Source organism: Actinacidiphila glaucinigra (genome assembly GCF_900188405.1).
Classification (GTDB): Bacteria; Actinomycetota; Actinomycetes; order Streptomycetales; family Streptomycetaceae; genus Actinacidiphila; species Actinacidiphila glaucinigra.
The window spans coordinates 99,440-122,381 of sequence record NZ_FZOF01000018.1 but is presented as its reverse complement, the minus strand read 5'-3'; the positions used below and the strand labels follow the sequence as shown (position 1 = coordinate 122,381).

The window sequence follows — 22,942 nt, the reverse complement described above, 5'->3', positions numbered from 1 at the left end:
GTCGAGTTCAATACTTTTCTGACTGTCAGTCAGATTCTTGTCGCGGGACCCCTTCACAGCCCCCTCGCGGGGTGCTCTGATGACCGGCTGGGAGCCGGTCGCGCACCCGGTCCCCCGGCCCCCGGTCAGGAGGAGTGCCGTGGAGTACAACCTTGCCGACCTCTTCGAATCGGTCGCCGACACCGTGCCCGGCCGCGAGGCGCTGGTCCACCTCGACCACCCGGGCACGGGGGCCGAGCGCCGGCTCACGTACGCCGGGCTGGACGCCGCGGCCAACCGCCTCGCCCACCACCTGGCGGCGCAGGGCGTCACCCCCGGCGACCACGTGGGCCTGCACCTCCTCAACGGCGTCGAGTACCTGCAGACCGCGCTGGCCTGCATGAAGATCCGCGCCGTCCCGGTCAACGTCAACTACCGCTACGTCGCGGACGAGCTCGTCTACCTCTACCGCGACGCCGACCTCACGGCGCTCGTCTTCGACGCCGGGTTCACCGGCCGCGTCGCGGCGGCCCTCCCCCGCGCCGAACGCCTGCGCCACCTGATACGGGTCGGCGCCGCGCCCCCGGACGCGCCCGAACCCGCCGTCGCACCGGTCGGCTTCGCCGAGGCGGAGGCCTCCGGCTCACCCGACCGCGACTTCCCGGCCCGCTCCGCCGACGACCGCTTCATCATCTACACCGGGGGCACGACGGGCATGCCCAAGGGCGTCATGTGGCGCCACGAGGACCTCTTCTTCTCCGGCATGGGGGGCGGCGCCCCCACCGGCGTCCCCGTCTCCCGGCCCGAGGAACTCGCCGAGCGCGTCGCGGCGGGCGGCGAGGGCCTGGTCTTCTTCCCCACCGCGCCGCTGATGCACGGCACGTCCACGCTGACCGCCTTCATCGGCTTCCACTACGGCCAGAAGGTCGTCGTCCACAGCAAGTACGCCCCCGAGGAGGTGCTGCGCACGATCGAGCGCGAGAGGGTCACGAGCGTCTCGCTGGTGGGCGACGCCATGCTGCGCCCCCTCGCCGACGCCCTGGCCGGACCGCTCAAGGACACCGACGTCTCCTCGCTGTTCAGCCTCTCCAGCTCCGGTGCGATCCTCTCCGAGACCGTGCGCGACCAGTTCCAGGCGCTGGCCCCGAACTGCCTGATCCTCAACAACTTCGGCTCGTCCGAATCCGGCTTCAACGGCACCGCGACCGAGGACTCCGGTCCGCGCAGGGGCTTCCGGCTGCGTGTCAGCGCGCACATCGCGGTGGTCGACCCCGGTTCGCTCAAGCCGGTGCCCCCCGGCGAACCGGGCCGCATCGCTCTGCGCGGCCACGTACCGCTCGGCTACTACAACGACCCCGGCAAGACCGCCCAGACCTTCTTCGAGCACGGCGGCGAACGCTGGGTGCTGCTGGGCGACATGGCCACCGTCGACGACGAGGGCGTCGTCACCGTCCTCGGACGCGGCTCGCAGTGCATCAACACCGGTGGCGAGAAGGTCTACCCGGAGGAGGTCGAGGAGGCCCTGAAGGCCCACCCCGACGTGTACGACGCCCTGGTCGCCGGCGTGCCCGACGCGAAGTGGGGCCACCACGTCTCGGCCGTCGTCCAGCTCCGCGAGGGCGCCCCCGCGCTCTCCCTGGAGGAGCTCCAGACCCACTGCCGGGCCCGCCTGGCCGGTTACAAGGTGCCGCGCAGCCTCGTCCTCACGCCGCTCGTCCAGCGCTCCCCGAGCGGCAAGGCCGACTACCGCTGGGCCCGCACGGTGGCCGCGGAGGGCGCGGCCGGGGGCTGAACTCCCGTGCGCCACGCGGGCGCACGGGCCTCTGCCACCATCAACGGCCATGAGGCGGAGAACGGCTGACATCGCGACGGCGGCCCTGGAGCGCGGACCGTTCGCCCCGGGCGGCACGACCATGGACAGACGGAGCGTGGACCTGGACGGCGGTCCTGTCGCGGCCGGCGTCCGGACCGACGGTGGCCTCGGGTTCGTCCTCGTCCTGCACCGCAGGAAGGACGGGTTCGCCGCGAGCGAGCTGTACTGGTCCACCCGGGGACCCGATCTGCGGTGGACCGTGGCCGAGCACCTGTCCGGGGGTCCGACCGGATGCGACCCCGCGTACGGCTCGTCGTGGGAGGCGGTCCTGGCCGACGCGGCGTTCACGGTGCTCTCCTCGTCGGAGTCGCTGCTGTCCACGGGCGCCGGCGTCTTCGAGGAGGAGGACGAGGGGGAACTCGTCGGCGTCCACGAGCTTCTGGTGAGCCGGCGGGTCGGCCACCTCCGCATCGAGAGGTCCGCCCTCGGGGCGGGGCCGTCGTACGCGCCGCACACGGTGTGGGAGCAGCGTTTGGCCTCGCCCTTCGCCCTGGTGGCCGTCCGGCCAGGTGAACGCGTCCGCGTGGTCGCGGTGGAGCGGGACGGCGCGGCGGGCGAGGGCGTCGAACTCCTCCCGCCGACGGGATGAGCGCGGTCGCGCACTCGATCGACGGGCGGCCCTTCGCACGGGCGGCCCCGCTCCTTAAGGTGTGCGCATGACGCGTCTCGAGGCCCAGCGCACCGCACTTGTCGTGATCGACCTGATGGAACGCATCGTGGAGCTGCCGTTGGCTCCGCGCTCCGGTGAGGAGGTCGTGCTGGCGTCGCTCGGACTGGCGGCGGCCTTCCGGGAGGCGGGGGCGCCGGTCGTGCTGGTGCGCGTGGAGCGCCCCGGGGTCGACGAGCAGCCGCCGGGGAGCGAGCTGGTCGAGGGGCTGGAGCGGGAGGGCGACCTCGTGATCGTCAAGCGGACCGTGGGCGCCTTCCACGGCACCGGGCTGGACGGGGAGTTGCGGGCGCGCGGCGTCGACACCCTCGTGGTCGCCGGCATCGCGACGAACATGGGCGTCGAGTCCACGGCCCGCGCCGCGGCCGACCACGGGTACGAACTCCATTTCGCCGAGGACGCGATGACCGCGCTCAGCGGCGCGGAGCACGAGGCCGCGGTCACGCTCGCCCTCCCGCGCTTCGGGACCGTCGCGCCGGCCGCGGAGCTGGTCAAGGCGCTGTGGAGCTGATCGGCGCGGGCCGCGACGCCGACGTCTGGGCCCTCGACGGCACGCGGGTCCTGCGCCGCTACCGGCACGGCGGCCCGGCCGACGAGGAGGCCCGGGTGATGGCCCATCTCGCCGAGGTGGGCTTCGCGGTGCCCCGGGTGCACGACGTGAGCGGCGCCGACCTCGTCATGGACCGCCTCACCGGGCCCACCATGGCGCAGGACCTGGCCCGCAGGCCCTGGCGGGCACACGCCCACGGCAGGCTGCTGGCCGGGCTGCAGGCGTCGCTGCACGCCGTCCCGGCACCCGGCTGGCTCCGCCGCCGCTTCGCCACCGGGAATCCCGCCCGTGACCGCGTCCTCCACCTCGACCTGCACCCGGAGAACGTGATCCTCACCCCGGACGGGCCGGTGCTGATCGACTGGAGCAACACCGCCGGGGGCGACCCCGCCGCCGACACCGCGCTGACCGTCGCCATCCTGCGCGGCGTCAGCCTGGGCCCCGTCCGCGACACGGGACTGCGCCTCTTCCTCGCCGGCTTCCTGCGCGCTGCCCCCGCCGACCCCGCCCCGCGCATGGCCGAGGTGATCACCGCCCGCCTCGCCGACCCGAACCTGCTGCCCGCGGAGGCACACAGGCTCAGGCGCCTCGCCCGCCGCACCCCGGGCGGCGACTGACCCGCAGACCCCGGGGCGGACACCCGCCCCACACCCCGAAACCCCGATGCCGCCCACCCGCCGGCCACACCCCACGCACGCCCGAAGCAGTCACCCCGCGCCTCGCCGACCCCAACCCGCTGCCCGCGGAGGCACACAGGCTCAGCCGCCTCGCCCACCGCACACCGGACGGCAATTGACCCGCACACCACGGTGCGGACACCCGCCCCACACCCCGAAACCCCGATGCCACCCACCCGCCGACCACACCCCACGCACGCCCGAAGCAGTCACCCCGCGCCTCGCCGACCCCAACCCGCTGCCCGCGGAGGCACACAGGCTCAGCCGCCTCGCCCACCGCACACCGGACGGCAATTGACCCGCACACCACGGTGCGGGCACCCGCCCCACACCCCGAAGCCCCGATGCCGGCCACACCACCCCCGGGCGGCAATTGACTCGCGTACCCGTGGGGCGGGCTCCTAGCCTGGCGCGATGGCGTACCAGGTGATCGTGCTCAACGGCGGCTCCAGTTCGGGCAAGTCGGGCATCGCGCGCTGCCTTCAGGCGGTGCTGCTGCCGGAGGCGTGGCTGACGTTCGGCACCGACACCCTCGTCGAGGGGATGCCCGCCGGGCTGCGGGACTCCGGGCCGGGCGCGGGCATCCGCTTCGGCGCGGACGGCGGCGTGTCGGTCGGCGAGGCATTCCGGGCCCTGGACGACGCCTGGGCGGTCGGCATCGCCGCCATGGCGCGGGCCGGGGCCCGGGTGATCGTCGACGAGGTGTTCCTCGGCGGCCCCGCCTCGCAGGACCGCTGGCGGCGGGCCCTGGACGGCCTGGAGGTGCTGTGGGTCGGCGTCCGCTGCGGGCCCGAGGTGGCGGCGGGCCGGGAGACCGCGCGGGGCGACCGGGTGGCGGGCATGGCGGCGGCGCAGGCGGAGGCGGTCCACCGGGGAGTCGGCTACGACCTCGAAGTGGACACGACACACACCGAGTCGATGGAGTGCGCGCGGATCATCGCCGCGCGTGTGTCGCCCATGTGACGGCTGCGACGGTGACCGCGACGGAACAGCCCGTCCTGTGCTTTCATGGCGGCATGCGCACGAACATCTGGAACCTGGGCCCCCTGTGGCCGGGACGCCGTGCGCACCACTTCGACCAGAGCTGTCGCCGGGGCTGACCTCCGTAGCCCCGACCACTCCATGACCTGCCCCCCGCCCAGGCGGGGCACGTCGTGTTCCCGCTCTGGAGCCCTTCCCATGGCCCTGCACGACCGGGCGAGCGGTCCCACCCCGCTCGTCCTCCCGCAACTGCGCGCGCTCGTTCTCGGCTACGCCGCCGCCGTCGAGGCCGGCGTCCACCTCCCCGTCCACCTGCCCGACCGCCGCTGGTACACCAGGCTGCACCAGGACCCGTACGTGGACGTCTGGCTGATCACCTGGCCCCGCGACACCTCCACCGAACTCCACGACCACGCGGGCTCGCTCGGTGCCCTGAGCGTCGTCGACGGCACCCTCACCGAGCACCGCTGGCTCCACGACGACCGGGGCCGCGGCCGCATCGCGACCCGCGAACTCGCCGCGGGCGGCGGCGCGGGCTTCCCCCTCGGGCACGTCCACGACGTCGTCAACGCCTCCGCCGCGCCCGCGGTGAGCGTGCACGCGTACTCGCCGCCCCTCACGGCGATGTCGTACTACGCGGTCGACGACGCGCGCTCCGTGCGGCGCACGCGTACCGTGCTGACGGACGAGCCGGAGCCCTCCGCGGTGCCCCGCGCCGTCCCCCTGTCACGTGCCCTGACCGTGACCGCGTCCGTGTCCTCGACCGCTCCGGAGGCCGTCCGATGAACCCGTCCACCACCGTCAGTTCCGGCATCGACCGGATGCTCGACCGCGCCCGGGCCCGGCTGCGGCGGGTCGGCCCCGAGGACGCGGCGGCGGAGATCGCCGCGGGTGAGGCGCTGCTGGTCGACATCCGCCCGGCCGCGCAGCGGGCCCGGGAGGGCGAGTTCCCGGACGCCCTGGTCATCGAGCGCAACGTCCTCGAATGGCGGCTGGACCCGCTGAGCGACGCCCGGATCCCGGAGGCCACCGGCCCCGGCGTGCGCTGGATCGTGGCGTGCTCCGAGGGCTACACCTCCAGCCTGGCCGCGGCCTCGCTGCTGGACGTCGGCCTGACCCGGGCCACCGACCTGGAGGGCGGTTTCCAGGCGTGGCTGCGGGCCGGGCTGCCGGTCAGGGACGGGGTGCCGGAAGGAAACCGCTGACCTCGGCGAGGAAGTCCGCCGGGCGTTCCCCGTGGACCAGGTGCCCCGCCTCCACCGTCACCAGCCGCGCCCCCGGCACGCGGGCGGCGATGGCCGCGATCCCGTCCTGGGGGACATGGCTGCCCGATCCGCCGGCCAGGACGAGGGTGGGGCAGTCGATCGTCGCCAGCAGTTCCCACCAGCCCGGGTCGGGGGCGTTGCGCCAGCGGTTGACGGCCGCGATGACCCGCCAGTCGCAGGTCTCGTCCCCTTCCGGGCCGGAGGGCACGGCCCGCGGCGGCACCTCCGGGTCCGGCGGCACGGGCTCCTCCAGCACGAGGGCGGTCAGCCGGGACGACCGCTCCGCCGCCACCAGGTAGGCGACGACCGCGCCCATCGAGTGCCCCGCCAGCACCACCGGCTCGGGGCCGAGGGCGTCCAGGAAGGCGAGGACGTCGTCGCGCATGGCCTCGAAGGCGTACTCGCCCGGCCGGTCGCTCGCGCCGTGGCCGCGCAGGTCGGGGGCGTACACCCGGTGGGTCGCGGCCAGGGCGGGCGCGACGGGCTGCCAGTCGGCGCCGTCCGAGCCGCGTCCGTGGAGGAGCACGAGCGGCGGCGCGTCCGGCTCGCCCCAGGTGCGGTAGGCCATCCGGATGCCGTTCACGTGCAGGGTGTGGAGATCGCTCACCCGGGCGACGCTACCCGCCGGCGGCGGACCGCACCCGTCCGGGCGACACCGTTCCGCTCAGGGCGGAGGCGGTCCGCGCGGGTTTCAGTGCGGGACGACGGCGACGGGGCAGGCCGCGTGGTGCAGCACAGCGTGCGCAACGGGGCCGAGGTACGGACCGACGCCCCCGGGCCGGTTCCGGCACCGTCCGACGACCAGCAGCGAGGCACCGGCCGCCGCGTCGACCAGGGGCTGCGCGGCGTTGCCCGCGGCGACCTCCTCCGTGATCTCCACGCCGGGCGCCTTCTCCCGCCACGGCGCGAGGGCGGCCTGCACCGCGTGCCGCTCCGCCGCGCAGATCTCCGCGCCGCAAGTGGGGTCCATGGCCGCGGGGACGTATCCGTACGTCGGGGGGTACGACCAGGCGTGGACGACCCGCAGCTGCGCCCCGCGCCGCCGCGCGTCCTCGAGCCCGAAGGCGATCACCTCGTCGGCGCCCTTCCGCAGGCTGAAGCCGAGCACCACGGGCCGCCGGTCGTCCCCGTTCTCCTCCTCCTGGCCGGTGCGGACGACCACGACGGGGCCCTCCGCGCGGGCCAGCGTCGCCTGCCCGACGGAACCGAGGAGGAAGCCGCCGAGCCCGCTCAGCCGCTGCGAGCCGAGGGCCAGCAGATCGCTGCGTCCCGCCTCCGCGACCAGCAGTTCGGCCGGCGGGGCGTCGGCCACGTCGGTCGTCACGGGCAGGTCCGGATGGCGCTCGGCGAGCTCCTGTACGGCGTCGCGCACCAGCGCGTCGCCGTACGGGTGCCCCCCGGCGTGCACCAGGCGCAGCTGCACCGATCGCCGCAGCGCCTCCCCCGCCGCCCAGTGCATGGCGGCGCGGCTTTCCGGCGAGCCGTCCAGGCCCACGGTGACGGGTCGGGTCATCGGATGTGCCTCCCTCGCCTCCACAGTAGGCGCCGCCGCCCCGCCCGGCGCCCCGGCGGGGCCGGGCGGTCCCGCCGTTCACACGGGCCGTGCGCGGCCCTCCCAGTACGGGTCGCGGAGCCGGCGCTTGTAGAGCTTGCCGTTGGGGTCGCGGGGCATCTCGGCGACGAAGTCCACCGACCGCGGGCGCTTGTAGCCCGCCAGGCGCTCCTCGCAGTGCGCCAGGACGGAGGCGGCCAGTTCCGTCCCCGGCTCGTGGCCGGGGGCGGGCTCGACGACGGCCTTGACCTGCTCGCCCCAGTCGTCGTGGGGGATGCCGAAGGCGGCGGCGTCGGCGACCGCGGGGTGGCTGAGCAGGGCGGCCTCGATCTCGGCGGGGTAGACGTTGACCCCGCCGGAGATGATCATGTCGATCTTGCGGTCGCGGAGGTAGAGGTAGCCGTCCTCGTCCAGGTAGCCCAGGTCCCCGACGGTGAAGAAGTCGCCGATGCGGCTCGCCCGGGTCTTGGCCTCGTCCTTGTGGTAGCGGAAGCCGGGGGTGTTCATCCTGATGTACACGGTGCCGAGTTCGCCGGGCGGCAGCCGGTTGCCGTCGTCGTCGTGGACGGCGATCTCGCTGATCGGCCACGCCTTGCCGACCGTGCCGGGCCGCTTCAGCCACTCGGCGGCGGAGGCGAAGGTGCCGCCGCCCTCGCTGGCCGCGTAGTACTCCTCGACGCACGGCCCCCACCACTCCAGCATGGCCCGCTTGATGTGCTCGGGGCAGGGCGCGGCGCCGTGGATGGCGTGCCGCATCGAGGAGACGTCGTGGCGGCTCCTGACCTCCTGGGGGAGGGCCAGCAGCCGGTGGAACTGCGTGGGCACCATGTGGGTGTGCGTGCAGCGGTGGACGTCGATCAGCCGCAGCATCTCCTCGGGCGTCCACTTGTCCATCAGGACGACCGGGTGGCCGATGTGCAGGGCGGCGCCGGCGAACTGCAGCACGGCCGTGTGGTAGAGCGGCGAGCAGACGAGGTGGACGTTCCCGTCGAAGGGGCGGATGCCGAAGATGCCGAGGAAGCCGCCGAGGTACGTCTCCTCGGGGGGCCTGCCGGACAGGGCGCGCCGGATGCCGCGGGGGCGGCCGGTGGTGCCGGAGGTGTAGTTCATGACCCAGCCGGTGGTGCGCTCGTCCGGCGGGGTGCCGGGCATGCCGGCCGACAGCTCCGCGTAGCGGCGGAAGCCCTCGATGCCCGTGGCGCCGACGGCGTAGCGGGCTTCGCCGGGCAGTCCCGCCTCGTCGGCGGCGGCGCGTGCCTGGTCGGCGAAGCGCTCGTGGGCGACGAGCACCTTGGCACCGGAGTCGGCGACGATCCAGGCGATCTCGGGCCCCACCAGGTGGTGGTTGACCGGGACGAGGTAGAACCCGGCCTGGAAGGCGGCGAGGTACGCCGTGAAGAACTCGGCGCCGTTCGGCAGCACGACCGCGAAGGCGTCGCCGGTTCGCAGGCCCGCGGCGCGCAGTCCGTGGACGAGGCGGTTGCACTCCTCGTGCAGCCGCCGGGCGCTCCACCGTTCGCCGTCGGGAGCGGTGAGCACGATGCGTTCCGGGTCGGCGTCGGCCTGGCCCCAGAATCCGTTGGGGGCGCCCGCGGTGGTCGATGTCATGGCTGCCGCCTCCTCAGGTGCGTCCGGCGATGCGGTTCATGCGGGTCAGGGCCCGTTCGAAGCCACGGGTGAGGTCGTCGAAGACCGCCTGGACGCTGCGGACTTCACGCATCTGGCCGACGATCTGGCCGACCGGGGTGCCGAGCAGCGGCTCCACCTCGTACTTCTGGATGCGGGTGATCGCGTCGGCGACCAGCAGGCCCTGCAGCGGCATGGGCAGCGTTCCGGGGCCGTCCGGGGCCTCCCAGGCGTCGGTCCACTCGGTACGCAGCTGGCGGGCCGGTTTGCCGGTCAGGGCGCGCGAGCGCACGGTGTCGCCGGAGCCGGCCGCGAGGAGCTTGCGGACCAGGGCGGAGGAGGGGAGTTCGGCCTCCGTGGTGGTCAGCCACACCGAGCCGAGCCACACGCCCTGGGCGCCCAGCGCCAGCCCGGCGGCGACCTGTTCACCGGTGCCGATGCCCCCGGCGGCCAGCACGGGCAGCGGGTCGACGGCACGGACGACCTCGGGCACGAGCACCATGCCGCCGATCTCGCCGGTGTGCCCGCCGGCCTCGTAGCCCTGCGCCACCACGATGTCGATGCCCGCCTCCTGGTGGTGGCGCGCGTGCCGGGCGCTGCCGGCGAGGGCGGCGACGGGGACGCCCAGCTCGTGGGCGCGCTGCACGACGTCCGCGGGCGGGGAGCCCAGGGCGTTGGCGAGCAGGCCGATCGGGAACTCGAAGGCGACGTCGAGCTGGGAGCGGGCCACCTGCTCCATCCAGCCCGTGATGCGCCAGCCCGTGGGATCGCCCGGCTCCAGCTCGGGCACCCCGTACTTGGCCAGCACGTCCCGGACGTAGTGCCGGTGTCCCTCGGGGATCATCGCCTCGACGTCCGCCTCGGTGACGCCCTCGACCTTCTTGGCGGGCATGACGACGTCCAGCCCGTAGGGCCGGCCGTCCGTGTGCGCCTCCATCCACTCCAGGCTCCGGGCCAGCTCGTCGGGCGCGGTGTAGCGCACCGCGCCGAGGACGCCCATGCCCCCGGCCCGGCTGATCGCGGCCGCGACGGCGGGGAACGGCGTGAAGCCGAAGATGGCGTGCTCGATGCCCAGCCTCTTGCTCAGCTCCGTCTCCATGGGGGCAGGATGCCCGAGCGGGCCGGCCGGGGGAAGAGATTTTCTGATGCAGCGTCAGATTTTAGCCACGCGTGTCCCTGAAAGCCACGCGGCCGGGCCCCGCGGGCCCCGCGCAGTCCGGCCCGCACGGATCGAGCAGGCCCTGCTGCCCGGCGAGGGCGGCGCCCGGCCCGAAGTACCCGGCGTCCAGGGCGAATTCCCAGCGTGTCCCGCTGCCGGCGGCGGGCGCCGCCCGCTCACGGGGCGGCGCCGCGGGCCGCAGTCCCGTCAGTACCTGCCGGAAGCCGCGGCCGCCGCACCACATCTGCACCACCGTGCGCGTGGTCAGCGCCGCGGCAGCGGCGGGAAGGAACCACTCGGGGCCGAGGAGGGAGCCGAAGTACCCGGCAGAGGGCCCTTCTTGCCCTTCCCAGGTGTGCGGCTCGTCGAGGGTCACGGCGAAGGCGAGGTTCCCGGTGATCTCGACGAGCGCGCTCAGGGAATGCGCCGGGGCGACCGCTGCCGCCGGGTGCAGGACGTGCCCGGCGACGGCGGACAGGACGGCGGTCGGCAGCCGCGGGTCGCCCTGCCCGTACCGGAAGTACATCCCCGGCCGGGCGCGCACCCCGGCGTCGAACTCCAGGAGGGTGATGCGCGCCGTGTCGTACGGGTTCCCGCTCATGGCCGCAGGCTACCCGCGGGGCCGCCCCGCCCCGGGTCAGGCGCCGGAGCGGCCGAAGTAGTGGCCCGCCGCCAGGTCCGGGAGCAGGGCGGGGTGCTCCGGGCGCCATCCCAGGAGTTCCGTGGTGCGCGCGCTCGACGTCGGGTTGTCGAGCGTCACGAAGCCGGACAGGAAACCGAAGTGCTCCTGCGCCGCCTCGCGCGGCACGCTCTTCACCGGGACGTCCAGGCCGCGGCCGATCGCCTCGGCGATCTCCCGGAAGGGGACGCCCTCGTCGGCGGCCCCGTGCAGTCGCGAGCCCGCCGGCGCCGCCTCCAGCGCCAGCCGGAACAGGCGCGCCGCGTCCAGGGTGTGGACGGCGGGCCAGCGGGTGGCGCCGTCCTCCACGTACGCCGAGACGCCCTGCTCCCGCGCGAAGCCGATCAGCTGCGGGACGAACCCGTGCAGGTCGCTGGGGCCGTGCACGGACGGGGCGAGCCGCACGACCGACGAGCGGACCCCACGCGCGGCGAGCGCGACCGCCGCGTTCTCCGCCTCGCCGCGCGGCACCGGGGGCGAGGCGGGGGCGATCGCGTCGTCCTCCGTCCCGAGGCGTCCCGGTGCGGCGAGCGCGAGCATCAGCGTGCCGGACGTGATCACGAAGGGGCGGCCGGTGCCCTCGAGCGCCTCCCCCATCGCCTCGACGGCCCGCAGGTCGGTGGCGAGCGCGCCCGCGTAGTCGGAGAAGTCGTGGCCGAAGGCCAGGTGGATGACGCCGTCGGCCGCCGCGGCCCCGCGGCGCAGGCCGTCGGTGTCCTCCAGGCTGCCGCGGTGGACCCCGGCGCCCGCAGCCGACAAGGCGGCGGCGGAACGGTCCGAGCGGGCGAGGCCGACGACCTCGTGCCCGGCGCCGAGGAGTTCGGCGACGACGGCGGTCCCGATGTGACCGGTGGCGCCGGTGACGAATACACGCATGCTGCGATCCTTCGATGAGGTGGTGTGGTGCCGCCCCTCGCGCGCTGCCGGCGGCGCGGTGCGGGGCGGCTTCCATCGTGCGGGCCGGGAGCTCCCGCGGTCCAAGGCCCGTTCTGCACGGCGCAATGCGTTCCGGGCATCACCGCAGGTCGCAAGGGTCGGAGCAGGCTAGGCTGGAGTCATGTCCGAGTCGTCCTCCGCCGCGCCGCCGGACCTCGACCTGCGGCTCGTGCGCTACTTCACGGCCGTCGCCGAGCACCGGCACTTCGGCCGCGCCGCCGAGGCGCTGCACGTCACGCAGCCGTCCCTGAGCCGGCAGGTCCGGCGCCTGGAGCAGCAGCTCGGCGCGCGCCTGCTGGACCGCACCCCGCGGGGCACCGTCCTCACCGAGGCCGGGGAGGTGTTCCTGCCCCGGGCCAGGGCGCTGCTGCGCTCGGCCGCGAGCGCGGCGGCCGAGACCCGTGCCGCCGCCCGGCCCAGCCGGATCACCGTGGGCTACACCGCGGGCCTCATCGTCACCCCCGCGGTGCGGGAGCTGCGCCGCCGGCATCCGGACGCCGACGTGCGCACCCAGCACGTGCCCTGGAACGAGGCGAGCGCGGCGCTGCTGGACCACCGGGTGGACGCGCTGGTGACCCGGCTGCCGTTCCCCACCGGCGGGCTGCAGGTGACCGTGCTGTACGACGAACCCCGGGTGCTGGTGGTGCCGTTGGACCACCGCCTGGCGGGCAAGGAGTCCGTCACCCTCGACGACATCGCCGGCGAACCCCTGCCGCGGGTCCGGGAGTCCGACCCGTCGTGGAGCGCGTTCTGGCTCATCGATCCCCGGCCGGACGGCAGCCGGGCACCGGACGGCCCCGTGATCGACGCCGTCGAGGACAAGTTCGAGGTGGTCGCCGCCGGGGAGGCCGTGGCCATCTCGGCGGGCGTCCGCGGCAGCCTGCGCCCCGACCTCACCGCGATCCCCCTCGAGGGTGTCGAGCCCAGCCACGTCGTGCTGGCGACCCGCGCCGACGACGGCAACCGGCTCGTGGCGGCGTTCCGCAAGGCGGCCCGGGCACAGCTCACCGGTCGTCCCTGAACCGGGTCAGTCGCGCAGGCCCAGCTGCTCGCGGCACAGGGCCCGGTCCTGCCGGCTGGCGACCGTGTCCGGATGGTCCGGGCCGAGGACGCGCTCACGGGCCTCCCCCACGGACTCGTGGAGGGCCAGGGCCTCGCGCCAGTCGCCGAGCCAGCCGAGGGCGACGGCGGCCTCGCGGCGGCTGACGAGTGTGTCCGGGTGCTCCGCGCCGAGGACCCGGGTGCGGACCGCCGTGACGTCGCGGGCCTCGGCGAGGGCGTCCCGCCAGCGGCCCAGGCGCCCGAGGTTGACCCCGAGGCCGTGCCGGGCGCGGAGGGTGTCGGGGTGGGCCGGCCCCGAGACGCGGGTGCGGAGGGCCACGAGGTCGGTGTAGAGCTCGTGGGCCTCGGCGCCGAGGCCCATCCGCCCCAGGCAGATGCCCAGTTCATGGCGGGTGGCGAGGGTCTCCGGGTGGTCGGCGCCCAGCAGTCCGGACCGGATCGCGGCGACGTGGGCATAGGTGGCACGCGCCTCCGGCCAGCGGCCGAGCAGCCCGAGCAGATGGCCGACCTCGCAGCGGGTGGTGAGCGTGTCGGGATGGGAGGGGCCCAGAACGCGGGTGCGGGAGTCCGCGACCTGGGCTGCCGAGGCGTACGCCTCCTGCGTACGGCCGAGCCGCCCGAGCGTGACGGCGAGGTTGTGCCGGCAGTGCAGGGTGTCGGGGTGGTCGGTGCCCTGCCGCAGTTCCCGGGCGGCGAGCACCGCGGCGTACCCCTGGCGGGCCTCCTCGTGACGGCCGAGGCGCCCGAGCACATAGGCGGCCTCCTGGCCGGCGGCGAGCGTGCCGGGGTGATCGGGCCCCAGCGCGCGCGCCCGGGCCGCCGCCACGTCGTCGTACATGCGCAGCGCCTCGGCGTGCCGGCCGCCGCGGCTGAGGCACAGGGCGAGTTCGTAGCGGCTGGTCAGCGTGTCGGGGTGGGCGGCGCCGAGCAGCCGCTCGCGCTCCTCGGCGACGGCGCGGTGCGTCCGCTCGGCCTCGGACCAGCGGCCCAGCCGGGCGAGACCGACGGCCGCGGTGTGCCGGCTCGCCAGGACCCCGGTGCCGTGCGCGCTGGGCGCCCCCGACTGCAGTTCCAGACGGCGCGCCCAGGACGGCAGCCCGGACGCGGGGCGGGTGCCGCCGTGCCCGCCGTGCCCGCCGTGCCCGCCGTGCCCGCCGTCGCGGAGCGTCTTGAGCCGGCCCGCCACGTCCGCCGCGCTCTGCGGGCGCTCCTCCGGGCTCTTGGCGAGCAGGTCGAGGACGAGCTGCTCCAGTTCGCCCGGCAGGTCGGGCCGGTGTTCGCGCGGCGGGCGGGGCGGGGTGTCGCGGTGGCCGACCAGGACGGCCCAGGTGTCGTCGAGGTCGAAGGGCGGCGCTCCGGTGGCGATCTCGTAGAGCACGCAGCCCAGCGAGTAGAGGTCGCTGCGGTGGTCGATCCCGTCCTCGCCGCCGATCTGTTCCGGCGACATGTAGTGGGGGCTGCCCATGGCGACCCCGGTGCCGGTCAGCCGCGAGGTGAAGCCGATGTCGTGACCGAGGCGGGCGATGCCGAAGTCGCAGATCTTGACGTCCCCGTCGGCGAGCCGCATGACGTTCGCCGGCTTCAGGTCGCGGTGCACGATGCCCCGGGCGTGGGTGTACGCGAGGGCCGCCGCGATCTGCGCGGCGATGTCGGTGACGTCGGGCAGGGGCAGCGGGCGGCCCTCGTTGTCACCGAGCAGCTGCTTCAGGTTGCGGCCGTCCAGCAGTTCCATGACGAGGAAGAGCACGCCGTCGCTCTCGCCGAAGTCGTGGACGACGGTGACGCCCCGGTGCTGGAGCGCCGCCGCGACCCGTGCCTCCCTGCGGAACCGCTCCCGCAGCACCCGGTGCACGGACGGGTCGAGCGAAGGGCTCGTCGGCTTCAGGCACTTGACCGCGACCTCCCGGCCCAGCGACTCGTCCAGCGCCTTCCACACCTCGCCCATGCCGCCGCGCCCGATCCGCTCCCGCAGCCGGTAGCGCTCGCGCAGCAGTGTTCCCCCGTCGTACTGAGCTGCCGTCATGGTGTACGCCGCCCCCGGTCGTCCGCCTCTCCCCGCACCCCAGTATGGACGCGGGGGACGCGCTTGGGGACCCGCCGTTACCCCGGGGAACGCTCCTGTTCGCGCAGCCGGTGGGCGGACGGGTGGGTGCCGGGGCCGAGACGTCCGACCGCCTTGAGGATGTGCCCGGGCGGCAGTTGCCAGCGCACGTAGGAGGGGATCGTGCGCAGCAGCAGCCCCGTACCGCGCAGCCGCCGCCCGGTGACGGGGACGGCCGGGGCGGGCCGCCCGTACAGCTCGTGGGCGAAGGGCGGCAGCGCGGCGTAGGCCAGTGCGGTGGCGCGGCCCCACACGGCGAGCCGCAGCGGCAGCAGCGCCCGGGGCACGGGCGGCCCCTGCAGGAAGGCGAAGACCTCCAGCGCCTCGGGGGTGGCGGCCAGTTCGGGCCGCACCTTCTCGAAGTACGCGGCGAGCGACCCGGTGTCGTCGGGTACCTCGGCCGGGTCCAGGCCCACCAGCCGTGCGGCCTCGCACTGTTCGGCGACGTAGGCGTCGGCCTGCGCGTCGGAGAGGGGGAAGCCGGAGCGCCGCGCCACCTCCAGGTAGGAGTCGATCTCCGCGCAGTGCACCCACAGCAGCAGTGCGGGATCGTCGACGGGGAAGCGCTCCCCGGTGTCCGGATCGGTCGCGGACAGCCTGCGGTGGATGCCGCGCACCTTGGCCCCGGCCCGCTCGGCCTGCAGCGTGGTGCCGTAGGTGATCGTGCCGACGAAGTCCGCGGTGCGCAGCAGCCGGCCCCACGCGTCCCGGCGGAAGTCCGAGTTCTGCGTGACGCCGCGCACCGCGCGCGGGTGCAGCGCCTGCAGGTACAGCGCCCGTACACCGGCGATCCACATCATGGGGTCGCCGTGCATCTGCCAGGTGACCGAGGCGGGCCCGAAGAGCCCGGGGTCGGCGTCGCGCATCGCAGCCTCCTGTCGCCGTGCGACCACGGCCGGCCCCACCCGTGACCGGGACGGCGACGCACGGCCTGGTGCCCGCAGCGCCGAGCATAGGGCCGCGCGGGGCGCCGGGTCTGCCCCGCGCGGCCTTCCCGAGCGGGCGCGTCAGCGGGCGGGCGCGGCGTCCGCCCGCGGGCGGGGACGCCGTCGCTCGATCAGCGCGAGGCTCACCGCGCCGAGGACCATCAGGACCGCACCCGTGACGATCTGGTTGAGGGGCGCGAGCCCGGCTCCCGGATCGCCGAAGTAGCCGAAGACGAACGGCGAGACGATCAGGCAGGCACCGCTCACGATGGTGATGACGTCGCTGCCCGGCCCGCGGGTCCGGGCGACGCGCGCGATCGCGTTGAGCAGGATGATGGTCGCGAAGACGAGGTCGACGTTGCGTACGTTGTTCCCGATGTGCGTGTTGGGGTACGCCAGCGCCCAGCCGCCGGCGAACAGCCACCCGCCGATCAGCAGCAGGGGCGCCGTGAACAGCGAGTCGCGGATGTCGGCCGGTGGGGTCTGGGCGTGGCCCGCCGTCTGGATCCGGGTGCCGGGACGCTGGGTCAGGGACATGGAGTCCTCCCGCGGTGGGAGCCGCGTCGCCCGGGCGCGGCGCACTCCTCGCGGCGCCTGTCGGCGGGGAGCACACCCGCGTCCGCTCCGGGCGACAGGCCGGAGTGTGGACCTCTTCATTTTAGGTGGGTTGCGCGGAACGTCCTGTTCGGAGGCTTTCCGGTACCGGGTACCGCTCAGGCCCAGATCGCCTGGGCCAGCGCGGCACCGGTGAACGCCGCGCCGATGCCGGCGACCACGCTCGCGACGACGTTGGCGACGGCGAAGAACCGCGCCCCGGTCTCGGCCAGCCGCAGGGTCTCGTACGAGAAGGTCGAGTAGGTGGTGAGCGCCCCGCAGAAACCCGTGCCGACCAGGAGCTGGACCGAGTGGGAGGCCGCGCCGTAGGTGACCGCGCCGGCCAGCAGCCCCAGGACGAGGCAGCCGACCACGTTGACGGTGAAGGTGCCCCACGGGAACACGGTGTCGTGCCGGGCCTGGACGGCACGGTCGGTGAGGTACCGCAGCGGCGCACCGACCACGGCCCCGGCGATGACGAGCATCCAGTTCACCCGTGGTTCCCCCGTCCGACGTAGCGGATGACCTCGACCTCGTCGAGGGTGACCAGCCCCTCGGTGACCAGTTCGTCGAGTTGCGGCAGGAACGCGCGGATGCGCTCCTCGTGGTCGACGATGACGACGGCCACCGGAAGGTTGTCGCTCAGCGAGAGCAGCCGGCTGGTGTGGATCAGCGAGGAGGCGCCGAAGCCCTCGACCCCGTGGAAGACGCTGGCCCCGGCCAGGCCGGCTTCGTGCGCGCGGCGGGTGATCTCGGAGCACAGCGGCTTGTGGTGCCAGGTGTCGTTGTCGCCGATCAGGATCGTCAGCCGCAGCGCGGTGCCGTTCAGGCGTGTCATGTCTGCCTCCATCCGATCAGGCGGCGGGCCGTGTGCGCCGCGCCCCACACCGCCGCCAGGGCGATCAGCGGGGTCGCGGCGAGGTAGGCGAGTCCCGCCTCGGCGTGACCGCCCTCGACCAGGCCGTGGATGTCGACGGCGTACGTGGAGAAGGTGGTGAAGCCGCCGAGCACGCCGGTGCCGAAGAACGGGCGGACGAGCCGGTGCGCGGACCACATCTCGGTGATGACGACCATGAACACGCCGATCACGGCGCAGCCGAGCGCGTTGACGCCGAGGGTGGTCCACGGGAAGGCGCCCGGCGCGGTGGGCCACAGCAGGCCCGCGCCGTAGCGCGCGCACGCCCCCAGGGCACCGCCGACCGCGACCACGCCGACGGCGGGCGCCTGCTCCCGTATCCGCGCGGATCGCGGCAGGGGCGGCGGGGGCTCGGCGTCGGGCGATGCGGGCTCGGTCATCGGGGGGAGGGGGGCCGGCGAGGTCATGCGTCTCCTACTCGTGGGGCGCCCCTGCGCAGGGCGCGTTCCGTCACAAGTAGGGACCGTTGGCGGCATCCTCACCGCGGTTCGGGTACGGCGGGCCCCACCGCCGCGCGGCGGTCACGAGGGACCACCGCTGGTTCCACGATACTCCGGAGTTCCGGGCCCAGTGATCCGGCCCAGTGATCCGGCCCCGTGATCCGGCCCCGTGATCCGGCCCCGTGATCCGGCCCGGGTGGCACCCTGGGACTTCGACCCGGGCGAGGGAGGGGACGTGCCGATGATGACCGGACGGGACGTGGTGGAGATCCTGGGCCTGCTGCGCGGGGCCGGCGCCGAGGTCTGGGTCGGCGGGGGCTGGGGGATCGACGCCCTGCTGGGCAGGCAGACCCGGGACCACCGGGACCTGGACCTCATGCACCGCCACGAGCAGGAGGAGGCCGTCGTCGCGGCGCTGGCGGCGGCCGGTTTCGCCGAGTCGCTCGACGGGCGGCCGGTGCGCTTCGTCGTCACCGACGCCCGGGGCCGCGAGATCGACCTGCACCCCCTGACCTTCGCCGCCGACGGGAGCGCCGAGCAGGCGTCGCCGGAGCCGGGGCGCCCCTTCGGCTACCCGGCCGCGTGCTTCGTCACCGGCGAGGTGGAGCGGACCGCCGTCCCCTGCCTGTCGGCCGAGCAGCAGGTCTCCTTCCACCAGGGGTACGAGCCGGCCGAACGGGACCGCCACGACATGCGCCGGCTCCGCGAGGCCTTCGGGATCGCCACCCACTTCTGATCAGCCGTCGAGGGGCGTCAGAAGGATCCAGACGTGCCCGAAGGGGTCGCGGAGCATCGACTGCCGTGCGCCGTAGGGCATGTCGGCCGGGGCCGTGAGCAGTTCGGCGCCGGCGGCCACGGCCCGGCCGGTCAGCGCGTCCACGTCCGGCACGTAGACGTGCAGGACGACGGAGGGCCCGGCCGCGGCGGGCGGACGCCCCGGGGCCTCGGCGTCACCGAGCATGAGGGTGGAGCGGTGGATCGTGATCTCGGCGTGCACGATCCGCCCGTCGTCGCCTTCGAGCCGGAAGGACTCCGTCGCTCCGAACGCGGCGGCGCAGAACCTGATCGCCTCGGCGGCCCCGTCGACCAACGCGTGCGGGATGACGGCGTACTTGTACTGCTCGGGGATCTCCATGCGCCGCACGCCAGGCCGTGTCCGGGGGCCGGGCATCGAGCGGAGGTCCCGTCGTGCGTTACGCCGGTGGACGTAGGACCTGCGGGGGCCGCCCGCTCACCGGCGGACGCGCGGCATGCCCAGACCGATCCAGGAGATGATCTCGCGCTGGATCTCGTTGTTGCCGCCGCCGAAGGTGAAGATGACGGCGCTGCGGTAGCCGCGTTCCAGCTCGCCGTGGAGGACGGCGCCCGCGGAGCCCTCCTTCATGGGGCCGACGGCGGCGGTGATCTCCATCAGCCAGGCGTACGCGTCACGACGGGCCTCGGAGCCGTAGACCTTGACGGCCGAGGCGTCGTGCGGGGTCAGGCTGCCGCGGTGGAGGGCGTCGACCATCTGCCAGTTGAGCAGTTTCATGGCGTCCAGCCGGACGTGGACGCGGGCGAGGCGGCCGCGGACCCAGGCGAGGTCGATGACGCGGCGGCCGTCGGCCAGTTTGGTGTCGGCGGCCCAGCGGCGCACGTCGTGGAAGGCGCGGATCGCCATCGTGCCGTGGGCGGCGAGGGTGACGCGTTCGTGGTTGAGCTGGGTGGTGATCAGCCGCCAGCCCTGGTTCTCCTCTCCGACGCGGCGGTCGACGGGGACGCGGATGTCCTCGTAGTAGCTCGCGGTGGTGTCGTGGGAGGCGAGGGTGTTGATGATCGTGCAGGAGTAGCCGGGCGCGGTGGTCGGCACCAGGAGGATCGAGATGCCCTTGTGGGGCGGCGCGCCGGGGTCGGTGCGGACGGCGAGCCAGACCCAGTCGGCGGTGTCGCCGTTGGTGGTCCAGATCTTCTGGCCGTTGACGACATACGCATCGCCCTCGCGTACGGCGCGGGTGCGCAGTGCGGCCAGGTCGGTGCCCGCGTCGGGCTCGGAGTAGCCGATGGCGAAGTCGATCTCCCCGGAGAGGATGCGCGGCAGGAAGTACGCCTTCTGCTCCTCGGTGCCGAACTGCATGATCGTGGGCCCGACGGTGTTGAGCGCCATCAGCGGCAGCGGGACGCCCGCCTGGGCTGCCTCGTCGAAGAAGATGAACTGTTCCATCGGGGTCATGCCGCGGCCGCCGTACTCCTCGGGCCAGCCGACGCCGAGCCATCCGTCGCGGCCGAGCCGTCGGACGGTCTCGCGGTAGAAGCGCTTGGCGGCGGTCCGGTCGAAGTGCCGGGCGTAGGCGTTGTCGGGCACCAGTCCGGCGAAGTACGACCTGAGTTCGGCGCGCAGCCGCTGCTGCTCCGGTGTGTGGTCCAGGTGCACGGCCCCTCCCGAGGTCCGGTCGCGTCCCTGAGCGACGACGGCGCCAGAGTAGAACGCGTTGCAGAAATCCGGAAGGGCCGTGACCGGTCTCAGCGTTGGGGAACGAAGCGCACCGGCAGCCCCGGGGCGGCCTGCGCGGCCGCGGCCAGGCCTCGTTCGGGGACCACGCCGACGACCGGGTAGCCGCCGGTGGTGGGCGAATCGGCGAGGAAGACCACCGGCCGGCCGTCGGGCGGCACTTGGACGGCTCCCACGACCATGCCCTCGCTCGGCAGCTCCCGGTGGACGGCCCGTTCCAGCACGGGCCCCGTGGTGCGCAGCGCGATGCGGTTGCTGCGCTCCGACACGTGGAAGCGGCCGGCCGCCAGGGTGCGGACGGCGGCCGCGGTGAACCAGTCGTCGCGCGGCCCGAGCCGCAGCGGCAGCACCAGTTCCCGCGGCGGACCGGCGTGCGGGGCCAGGTCGGCGTGGACGGGGAGCCCGGTCCCCGCGCCCAGCGGCAGCACGTCGCCGTCCCTGAGCGGCGCGGGCCCCAGCCCGGACAGCAGGTCGGTGGAACGGCTGCCGAGCACCGCGGGCACGTCGACGCCGCCGCCGACCGCCAGGTAGCTGCGCACACCCCGCGTGGCGGGCCCCACCTCGATCACGGCCCCGGCCGGCAGCCGCACGGCGGCGCCCCAGGGGGCGGGGCGGCCGTCGAGCAGGACCGGTGCGGGTGCCCCGGTGACCGCGACGACGGCCGCGCGGACGACCCGCACGGCCACCCCGGTCAGCGTGGTCTCCAGGGTCGCGGCCCGGTCGGCGTTGCCCACCAGGCGGTTGGCCAGCCGGTGCGCCGGCCGGTCCAGGGCCCCGGAGCGGGCGACGCCGAGCGCGGCGTGACCGTACCGCCCGAGGTCCTGGACGGTGGTCAGCGCACCGGCCCTGACGATCCGCAGCTCGCCCCCGCTCACGCTCCCGCCCCCTCGGGCGCGGGGACGAAGCGCACTCGGGTACCGGGCGCGAGCAGCGCGGCAGGCTCGCGGGCCAGGTCCCACAGGCGGACGGAAGTGGTCCCGATCAGCTGCCAGCCGCCCGGTGAACTCCTCGGGTAGATGCCGGTGTAGGGGCCCGCGACGGCCACCGAGCCGGCGGGCACCGAGGTGCGCGGCTCGGCCCGGCGCGGCACGCCGTACCGCTCGCCGAGCCCGGTCATGTAGGCGAAGCCCGGGGCGAACCCGCAGAAGGCCACGCGGTGTTCGGTGCCGCTGTGCACCCCGGCCACGTCCTGCGGCCGCACGCCCCACCGCTCGGCCACCACCGCGAGGTCGGGCCCGTCGTAGCGGACCGGTATCTCCACGAGCGGCCCGCCGGCCGCCGCCCGCGCCGTGACGGACCAGCCGCGCAACTCCGCGCGGAGCGCGGCCGCGTCCGGCACCCCGTACAGCAGCACGGTCCGCTCGCCGGGGACGATCTCGCGCACCGGCCCGAGACCGCCCTCGCCGCGGCGGCGCAGGAGTTCGGCGTGCCAGGACCGCGCCTCGTCGGGGGTGGCCAGATCGATCAGGAGGGCGTCCTCCCCGACGTCAAGGACCCTCATGCGAACGCCTCCAGCCGCACGCCCGCGTCCTCGAGCGCGGCCCGCACGCGCAGGGCCGTGGCCACCGCGTCCGGGGAGTCGCCGTGCAGGCACAGCGACCTCGCCCGTACGCTCACCGGTTCGCCGGTCAGGGCGGTGGTGACGCCGTCCCGGGCCAGGCCGACCGCCTGCCGGGTGACCTCGTGGGGGTCGGCGATGAGCGCGCCCGAGGTGCCGCGCGGCACGAGCGTGCCGGCGGCGGTGTAGGCGCGGTCGGCGAAGGCCTCCCCCACCACGCCCAGCCCGGCCTGCCGGGCCGCGCGGTCCATGGCCGAGCCGGGCAGGCAGAGCACCGGCAGGGCCGGATCGGCCCGCCGGGTGCCCGCGGCGACGGCGGCGGCCTGCTCGTCGTCGACGGCGACCCTGTTGTAGAGGGCCCCGTGCGGTTTGACGTACGCCACCTGGGCGCCCGCGGCGCGGGCGAAGACCTCCAGCGCGCCGATCTGGTAGGTGATCTCGTCGGCCAGTTCGTCCGCGGGCACCTCCATGGCCCGCCGCCCGAACCCCGCGAGGTCCCGGTACGAGACCTGGGCGCCGATGCGCACCCCGCGCGCCGCCGCGGTGTCGCACACCCGGCGCATGATGCCGGGGTCGCCCGCGTGGAAGCCGCAGGCGACGTTGGCGCTGGTGACCACGGACAGCAGGGCGTCGTCGTCGGTGAGGACCCACCGTCCGTAGCCCTCCCCCAGGTCCGCGTTGAGGTCGATCACGAGGTCTGTCATCGGTACGGCGAACTCCTCGGGAAGGGCCGCGTCCGGTCGGGCGACGTGAGCGGCGGTGTCCGGCGGGCCGGGCGCGAACCATTCCCGGCGTCCGATCACCGTAGGTTCTTGTTGAACAATCCGACAAGAGTCCCGTTGTCTTCTCCTCCGCTCTCGGATTGACTGGGCCCCGCGCCGCGGGCCCGCGGCCGGGCACGGAGCGAGAGGGG

The 22,942-nt window shown here is 74.8% G+C and carries 26 protein-coding genes; 9 read left to right on the top strand and 17 right to left on the bottom strand.

The features are described 5' to 3' along the window. The first annotated feature begins 139 nt into the window (after positions 1 to 139). The 7 genes from CHF15_RS28795 (at position 140) to CHF15_RS28765 (ending at position 5,932) form a co-directional block, all read left to right on the top strand. Complete coding sequence (locus CHF15_RS28795; protein WP_089226810.1) at positions 140 to 1,771, top strand: acyl-CoA synthetase; 1,632 nt, start codon at positions 140 to 142, stop codon at positions 1,769 to 1,771. A 49-nt stretch (positions 1,772 to 1,820) separates the two neighbouring features. Next, a complete protein-coding gene (locus tag CHF15_RS28790; protein WP_089226809.1) occupies positions 1,821 to 2,441 on the top strand; it encodes a hypothetical protein in 621 nt (206 codons plus the stop codon). A gap of 67 nt (positions 2,442 to 2,508) precedes the next feature. After that, positions 2,509 to 3,030 carry an isochorismatase family protein gene (locus CHF15_RS28785; protein ID WP_089226808.1) on the top strand — a complete coding sequence of 174 codons (522 nt, stop codon included), beginning with the start codon at positions 2,509 to 2,511 and terminating at the stop codon, positions 3,028 to 3,030. After that, the gene (locus CHF15_RS28780; RefSeq protein WP_089226807.1) at positions 3,021 to 3,686 is read left to right on the top strand and encodes a phosphotransferase; all 666 of its coding nucleotides are present in this window, start codon (positions 3,021 to 3,023) and stop codon (positions 3,684 to 3,686) included. Before CHF15_RS28785 ends, CHF15_RS28780 begins: the two co-directional genes overlap by 10 nt. Before the next feature lie 474 nt (positions 3,687 to 4,160). Further along, positions 4,161 to 4,709: a chloramphenicol phosphotransferase CPT gene (gene cpt, locus CHF15_RS28775; RefSeq protein WP_089226806.1), complete on the top strand. Its 549-nt coding sequence runs from the start codon at positions 4,161 to 4,163 to the stop codon at positions 4,707 to 4,709. Positions 4,710 to 4,925: 216 nt separating this feature from the next. Beyond that, a complete protein-coding gene (locus CHF15_RS28770) occupies positions 4,926 to 5,513 on the top strand; it encodes a cysteine dioxygenase (RefSeq protein ID WP_089226805.1) in 588 nt (195 codons plus the stop codon). Next, positions 5,510 to 5,932 (top strand): rhodanese-like domain-containing protein, encoded by a 423-nt coding sequence (locus tag CHF15_RS28765; protein ID WP_089226804.1) that lies wholly within the window; start codon positions 5,510 to 5,512, stop codon positions 5,930 to 5,932. The genes CHF15_RS28770 and CHF15_RS28765 overlap by 4 nt, the downstream gene beginning before the upstream one ends. Here CHF15_RS28765 and CHF15_RS28760 read toward each other — a convergent pair. The 6 genes from CHF15_RS28760 to CHF15_RS28735 form a co-directional block, all read right to left on the bottom strand. Then, a complete protein-coding gene (locus CHF15_RS28760; RefSeq protein ID WP_245939084.1) occupies positions 5,901 to 6,599 on the bottom strand; it encodes an alpha/beta fold hydrolase in 699 nt (232 codons plus the stop codon). The two genes, CHF15_RS28765 and CHF15_RS28760, sit on opposite strands and share 32 nt — an antisense overlap. A gap of 84 nt (positions 6,600 to 6,683) precedes the next feature. Next, the gene (locus tag CHF15_RS28755; RefSeq protein WP_089226803.1) at positions 6,684 to 7,505 is read right to left on the bottom strand and encodes a universal stress protein; all 822 of its coding nucleotides are present in this window, start codon (positions 7,503 to 7,505) and stop codon (positions 6,684 to 6,686) included. A 78-nt stretch (positions 7,506 to 7,583) separates the two neighbouring features. Continuing rightward, positions 7,584 to 9,152, bottom strand: a complete 1,569-nt coding sequence (locus tag CHF15_RS28750) for an acyl-CoA synthetase (RefSeq protein ID WP_089226802.1) — start codon at positions 9,150 to 9,152, stop codon at positions 7,584 to 7,586. A 13-nt stretch (positions 9,153 to 9,165) separates the two neighbouring features. After that, on the bottom strand, positions 9,166 to 10,269 hold the full coding sequence (locus CHF15_RS28745) for an NAD(P)H-dependent flavin oxidoreductase (protein ID WP_089226801.1): 1,104 nt from the start codon (positions 10,267 to 10,269) through the stop codon (positions 9,166 to 9,168). Positions 10,270 to 10,330: 61 nt separating this feature from the next. Then, complete coding sequence (locus CHF15_RS28740; protein ID WP_089226800.1) at positions 10,331 to 10,930, bottom strand: hypothetical protein; 600 nt, start codon at positions 10,928 to 10,930, stop codon at positions 10,331 to 10,333. Positions 10,931 to 10,966: 36 nt separating this feature from the next. Beyond that, complete coding sequence (locus tag CHF15_RS28735; protein WP_089226799.1) at positions 10,967 to 11,884, bottom strand: SDR family oxidoreductase; 918 nt, start codon at positions 11,882 to 11,884, stop codon at positions 10,967 to 10,969. A gap of 181 nt (positions 11,885 to 12,065) precedes the next feature. On the opposite strand from CHF15_RS28735, the gene CHF15_RS28730 reads away from it, so the two are divergent. Continuing rightward, positions 12,066 to 12,965, top strand: a complete 900-nt coding sequence (locus tag CHF15_RS28730) for a LysR family transcriptional regulator (protein WP_089226798.1) — start codon at positions 12,066 to 12,068, stop codon at positions 12,963 to 12,965. 6 nt (positions 12,966 to 12,971) lie between these two features. Here CHF15_RS28730 and CHF15_RS28725 read toward each other — a convergent pair whose 3' ends face one another. The 6 genes from CHF15_RS28725 to CHF15_RS28700 all read right to left on the bottom strand — a co-directional run bounded on the left by CHF15_RS28725 (position 12,972) and on the right by CHF15_RS28700 (position 17,923). Then, entirely contained in the window at positions 12,972 to 15,029 is a 2,058-nt protein-coding gene (locus CHF15_RS28725) for a serine/threonine-protein kinase (RefSeq protein WP_089226797.1), read from the bottom strand. A gap of 77 nt (positions 15,030 to 15,106) precedes the next feature. Next, positions 15,107 to 15,973, bottom strand: a complete 867-nt coding sequence (locus tag CHF15_RS28720) for an oxygenase MpaB family protein (protein ID WP_089226796.1) — start codon at positions 15,971 to 15,973, stop codon at positions 15,107 to 15,109. A 141-nt stretch (positions 15,974 to 16,114) separates the two neighbouring features. Next, positions 16,115 to 16,570 carry an SPW repeat domain-containing protein gene (locus tag CHF15_RS28715; protein WP_089226795.1) on the bottom strand — a complete coding sequence of 152 codons (456 nt, stop codon included), beginning with the start codon at positions 16,568 to 16,570 and terminating at the stop codon, positions 16,115 to 16,117. Positions 16,571 to 16,746: 176 nt separating this feature from the next. Then, a complete protein-coding gene (crcB, locus tag CHF15_RS28710; protein WP_089226794.1) occupies positions 16,747 to 17,121 on the bottom strand; it encodes a fluoride efflux transporter CrcB in 375 nt (124 codons plus the stop codon). Next, positions 17,118 to 17,465 (bottom strand): DUF190 domain-containing protein, encoded by a 348-nt coding sequence (locus tag CHF15_RS28705; RefSeq protein WP_089226793.1) that lies wholly within the window; start codon positions 17,463 to 17,465, stop codon positions 17,118 to 17,120. The genes crcB and CHF15_RS28705 overlap by 4 nt, the downstream gene beginning before the upstream one ends. Beyond that, a complete protein-coding gene (locus CHF15_RS28700; protein WP_179280003.1) occupies positions 17,462 to 17,923 on the bottom strand; it encodes a fluoride efflux transporter FluC in 462 nt (153 codons plus the stop codon). The genes CHF15_RS28705 and CHF15_RS28700 overlap by 4 nt, the downstream gene beginning before the upstream one ends. Positions 17,924 to 18,227: 304 nt before the next feature. Between CHF15_RS28700 and CHF15_RS28695 the strand changes: the two genes are divergently transcribed. Next, positions 18,228 to 18,719 (top strand): nucleotidyltransferase domain-containing protein, encoded by a 492-nt coding sequence (locus tag CHF15_RS28695; RefSeq protein WP_179280007.1) that lies wholly within the window; start codon positions 18,228 to 18,230, stop codon positions 18,717 to 18,719. On the opposite strand, the gene CHF15_RS28690 is transcribed toward CHF15_RS28695, so the two are convergent. The 5 genes from CHF15_RS28690 to CHF15_RS28670 all read right to left on the bottom strand — a co-directional run bounded on the left by CHF15_RS28690 (position 18,720) and on the right by CHF15_RS28670 (position 22,733). Continuing rightward, entirely contained in the window at positions 18,720 to 19,118 is a 399-nt protein-coding gene (locus CHF15_RS28690) for a VOC family protein (RefSeq protein WP_089226792.1), read from the bottom strand. Positions 19,119 to 19,214: 96 nt separating this feature from the next. Further along, positions 19,215 to 20,393, bottom strand: a complete 1,179-nt coding sequence (locus CHF15_RS28685; RefSeq protein ID WP_089226791.1) for an acyl-CoA dehydrogenase family protein — start codon at positions 20,391 to 20,393, stop codon at positions 19,215 to 19,217. A gap of 89 nt (positions 20,394 to 20,482) precedes the next feature. Beyond that, a complete protein-coding gene (locus CHF15_RS28680) occupies positions 20,483 to 21,346 on the bottom strand; it encodes a 5-oxoprolinase subunit C family protein (protein ID WP_089226790.1) in 864 nt (287 codons plus the stop codon). Next, complete coding sequence (locus CHF15_RS28675) at positions 21,343 to 21,972, bottom strand: 5-oxoprolinase subunit B family protein (RefSeq protein ID WP_089226789.1); 630 nt, start codon at positions 21,970 to 21,972, stop codon at positions 21,343 to 21,345. Before CHF15_RS28675 ends, CHF15_RS28680 begins: the two co-directional genes overlap by 4 nt. Next, positions 21,969 to 22,733, bottom strand: coding sequence for a LamB/YcsF family protein (locus tag CHF15_RS28670; protein WP_089226858.1), 765 nt, complete (start codon positions 22,731 to 22,733; stop codon positions 21,969 to 21,971). The genes CHF15_RS28675 and CHF15_RS28670 overlap by 4 nt, the downstream gene beginning before the upstream one ends. Positions 22,734 to 22,942 lie beyond the last annotated feature (209 nt).

Coding starts and splice junctions, on each gene's coding strand:
- CHF15_RS28790 (WP_089226809.1), top strand. CDS start 1,821: ATGAGGCGGAGAACGGCTGACATCGCGACGGCGGCCCTGGAGCGCGGA.
- CHF15_RS28785 (WP_089226808.1), top strand. CDS start 2,509: ATGACGCGTCTCGAGGCCCAGCGCACCGCACTTGTCGTGATCGACCTG.
- cpt (WP_089226806.1), top strand. CDS start 4,161: ATGGCGTACCAGGTGATCGTGCTCAACGGCGGCTCCAGTTCGGGCAAG.
- CHF15_RS28770 (WP_089226805.1), top strand. CDS start 4,926: ATGGCCCTGCACGACCGGGCGAGCGGTCCCACCCCGCTCGTCCTCCCG.
- CHF15_RS28765 (WP_089226804.1), top strand. CDS start 5,510: ATGAACCCGTCCACCACCGTCAGTTCCGGCATCGACCGGATGCTCGAC.
- CHF15_RS28755 (WP_089226803.1), bottom strand. CDS start 7,505: ATGACCCGACCCGTCACCGTGGGCCTGGACGGCTCGCCGGAAAGCCGC.
- CHF15_RS28750 (WP_089226802.1), bottom strand. CDS start 9,152: ATGACATCGACCACCGCGGGCGCCCCCAACGGATTCTGGGGCCAGGCC.
- CHF15_RS28745 (WP_089226801.1), bottom strand. CDS start 10,269: ATGGAGACGGAGCTGAGCAAGAGGCTGGGCATCGAGCACGCCATCTTC.
- CHF15_RS28740 (WP_089226800.1), bottom strand. CDS start 10,930: ATGAGCGGGAACCCGTACGACACGGCGCGCATCACCCTCCTGGAGTTC.
- CHF15_RS28735 (WP_089226799.1), bottom strand. CDS start 11,884: ATGCGTGTATTCGTCACCGGCGCCACCGGTCACATCGGGACCGCCGTC.
- CHF15_RS28730 (WP_089226798.1), top strand. CDS start 12,066: ATGTCCGAGTCGTCCTCCGCCGCGCCGCCGGACCTCGACCTGCGGCTC.
- CHF15_RS28725 (WP_089226797.1), bottom strand. CDS start 15,029: ATGACGGCAGCTCAGTACGACGGGGGAACACTGCTGCGCGAGCGCTAC.
- CHF15_RS28720 (WP_089226796.1), bottom strand. CDS start 15,973: ATGCGCGACGCCGACCCCGGGCTCTTCGGGCCCGCCTCGGTCACCTGG.
- CHF15_RS28715 (WP_089226795.1), bottom strand. CDS start 16,570: ATGTCCCTGACCCAGCGTCCCGGCACCCGGATCCAGACGGCGGGCCAC.
- CHF15_RS28705 (WP_089226793.1), bottom strand. CDS start 17,465: ATGACACGCCTGAACGGCACCGCGCTGCGGCTGACGATCCTGATCGGC.
- CHF15_RS28700 (WP_179280003.1), bottom strand. CDS start 17,923: ATGACCGAGCCCGCATCGCCCGACGCCGAGCCCCCGCCGCCCCTGCCG.
- CHF15_RS28695 (WP_179280007.1), top strand. CDS start 18,228: ATGACCGGACGGGACGTGGTGGAGATCCTGGGCCTGCTGCGCGGGGCC.
- CHF15_RS28690 (WP_089226792.1), bottom strand. CDS start 19,118: ATGGAGATCCCCGAGCAGTACAAGTACGCCGTCATCCCGCACGCGTTG.
- CHF15_RS28675 (WP_089226789.1), bottom strand. CDS start 21,972: ATGAGGGTCCTTGACGTCGGGGAGGACGCCCTCCTGATCGATCTGGCC.
- CHF15_RS28670 (WP_089226858.1), bottom strand. CDS start 22,733: ATGACAGACCTCGTGATCGACCTCAACGCGGACCTGGGGGAGGGCTAC.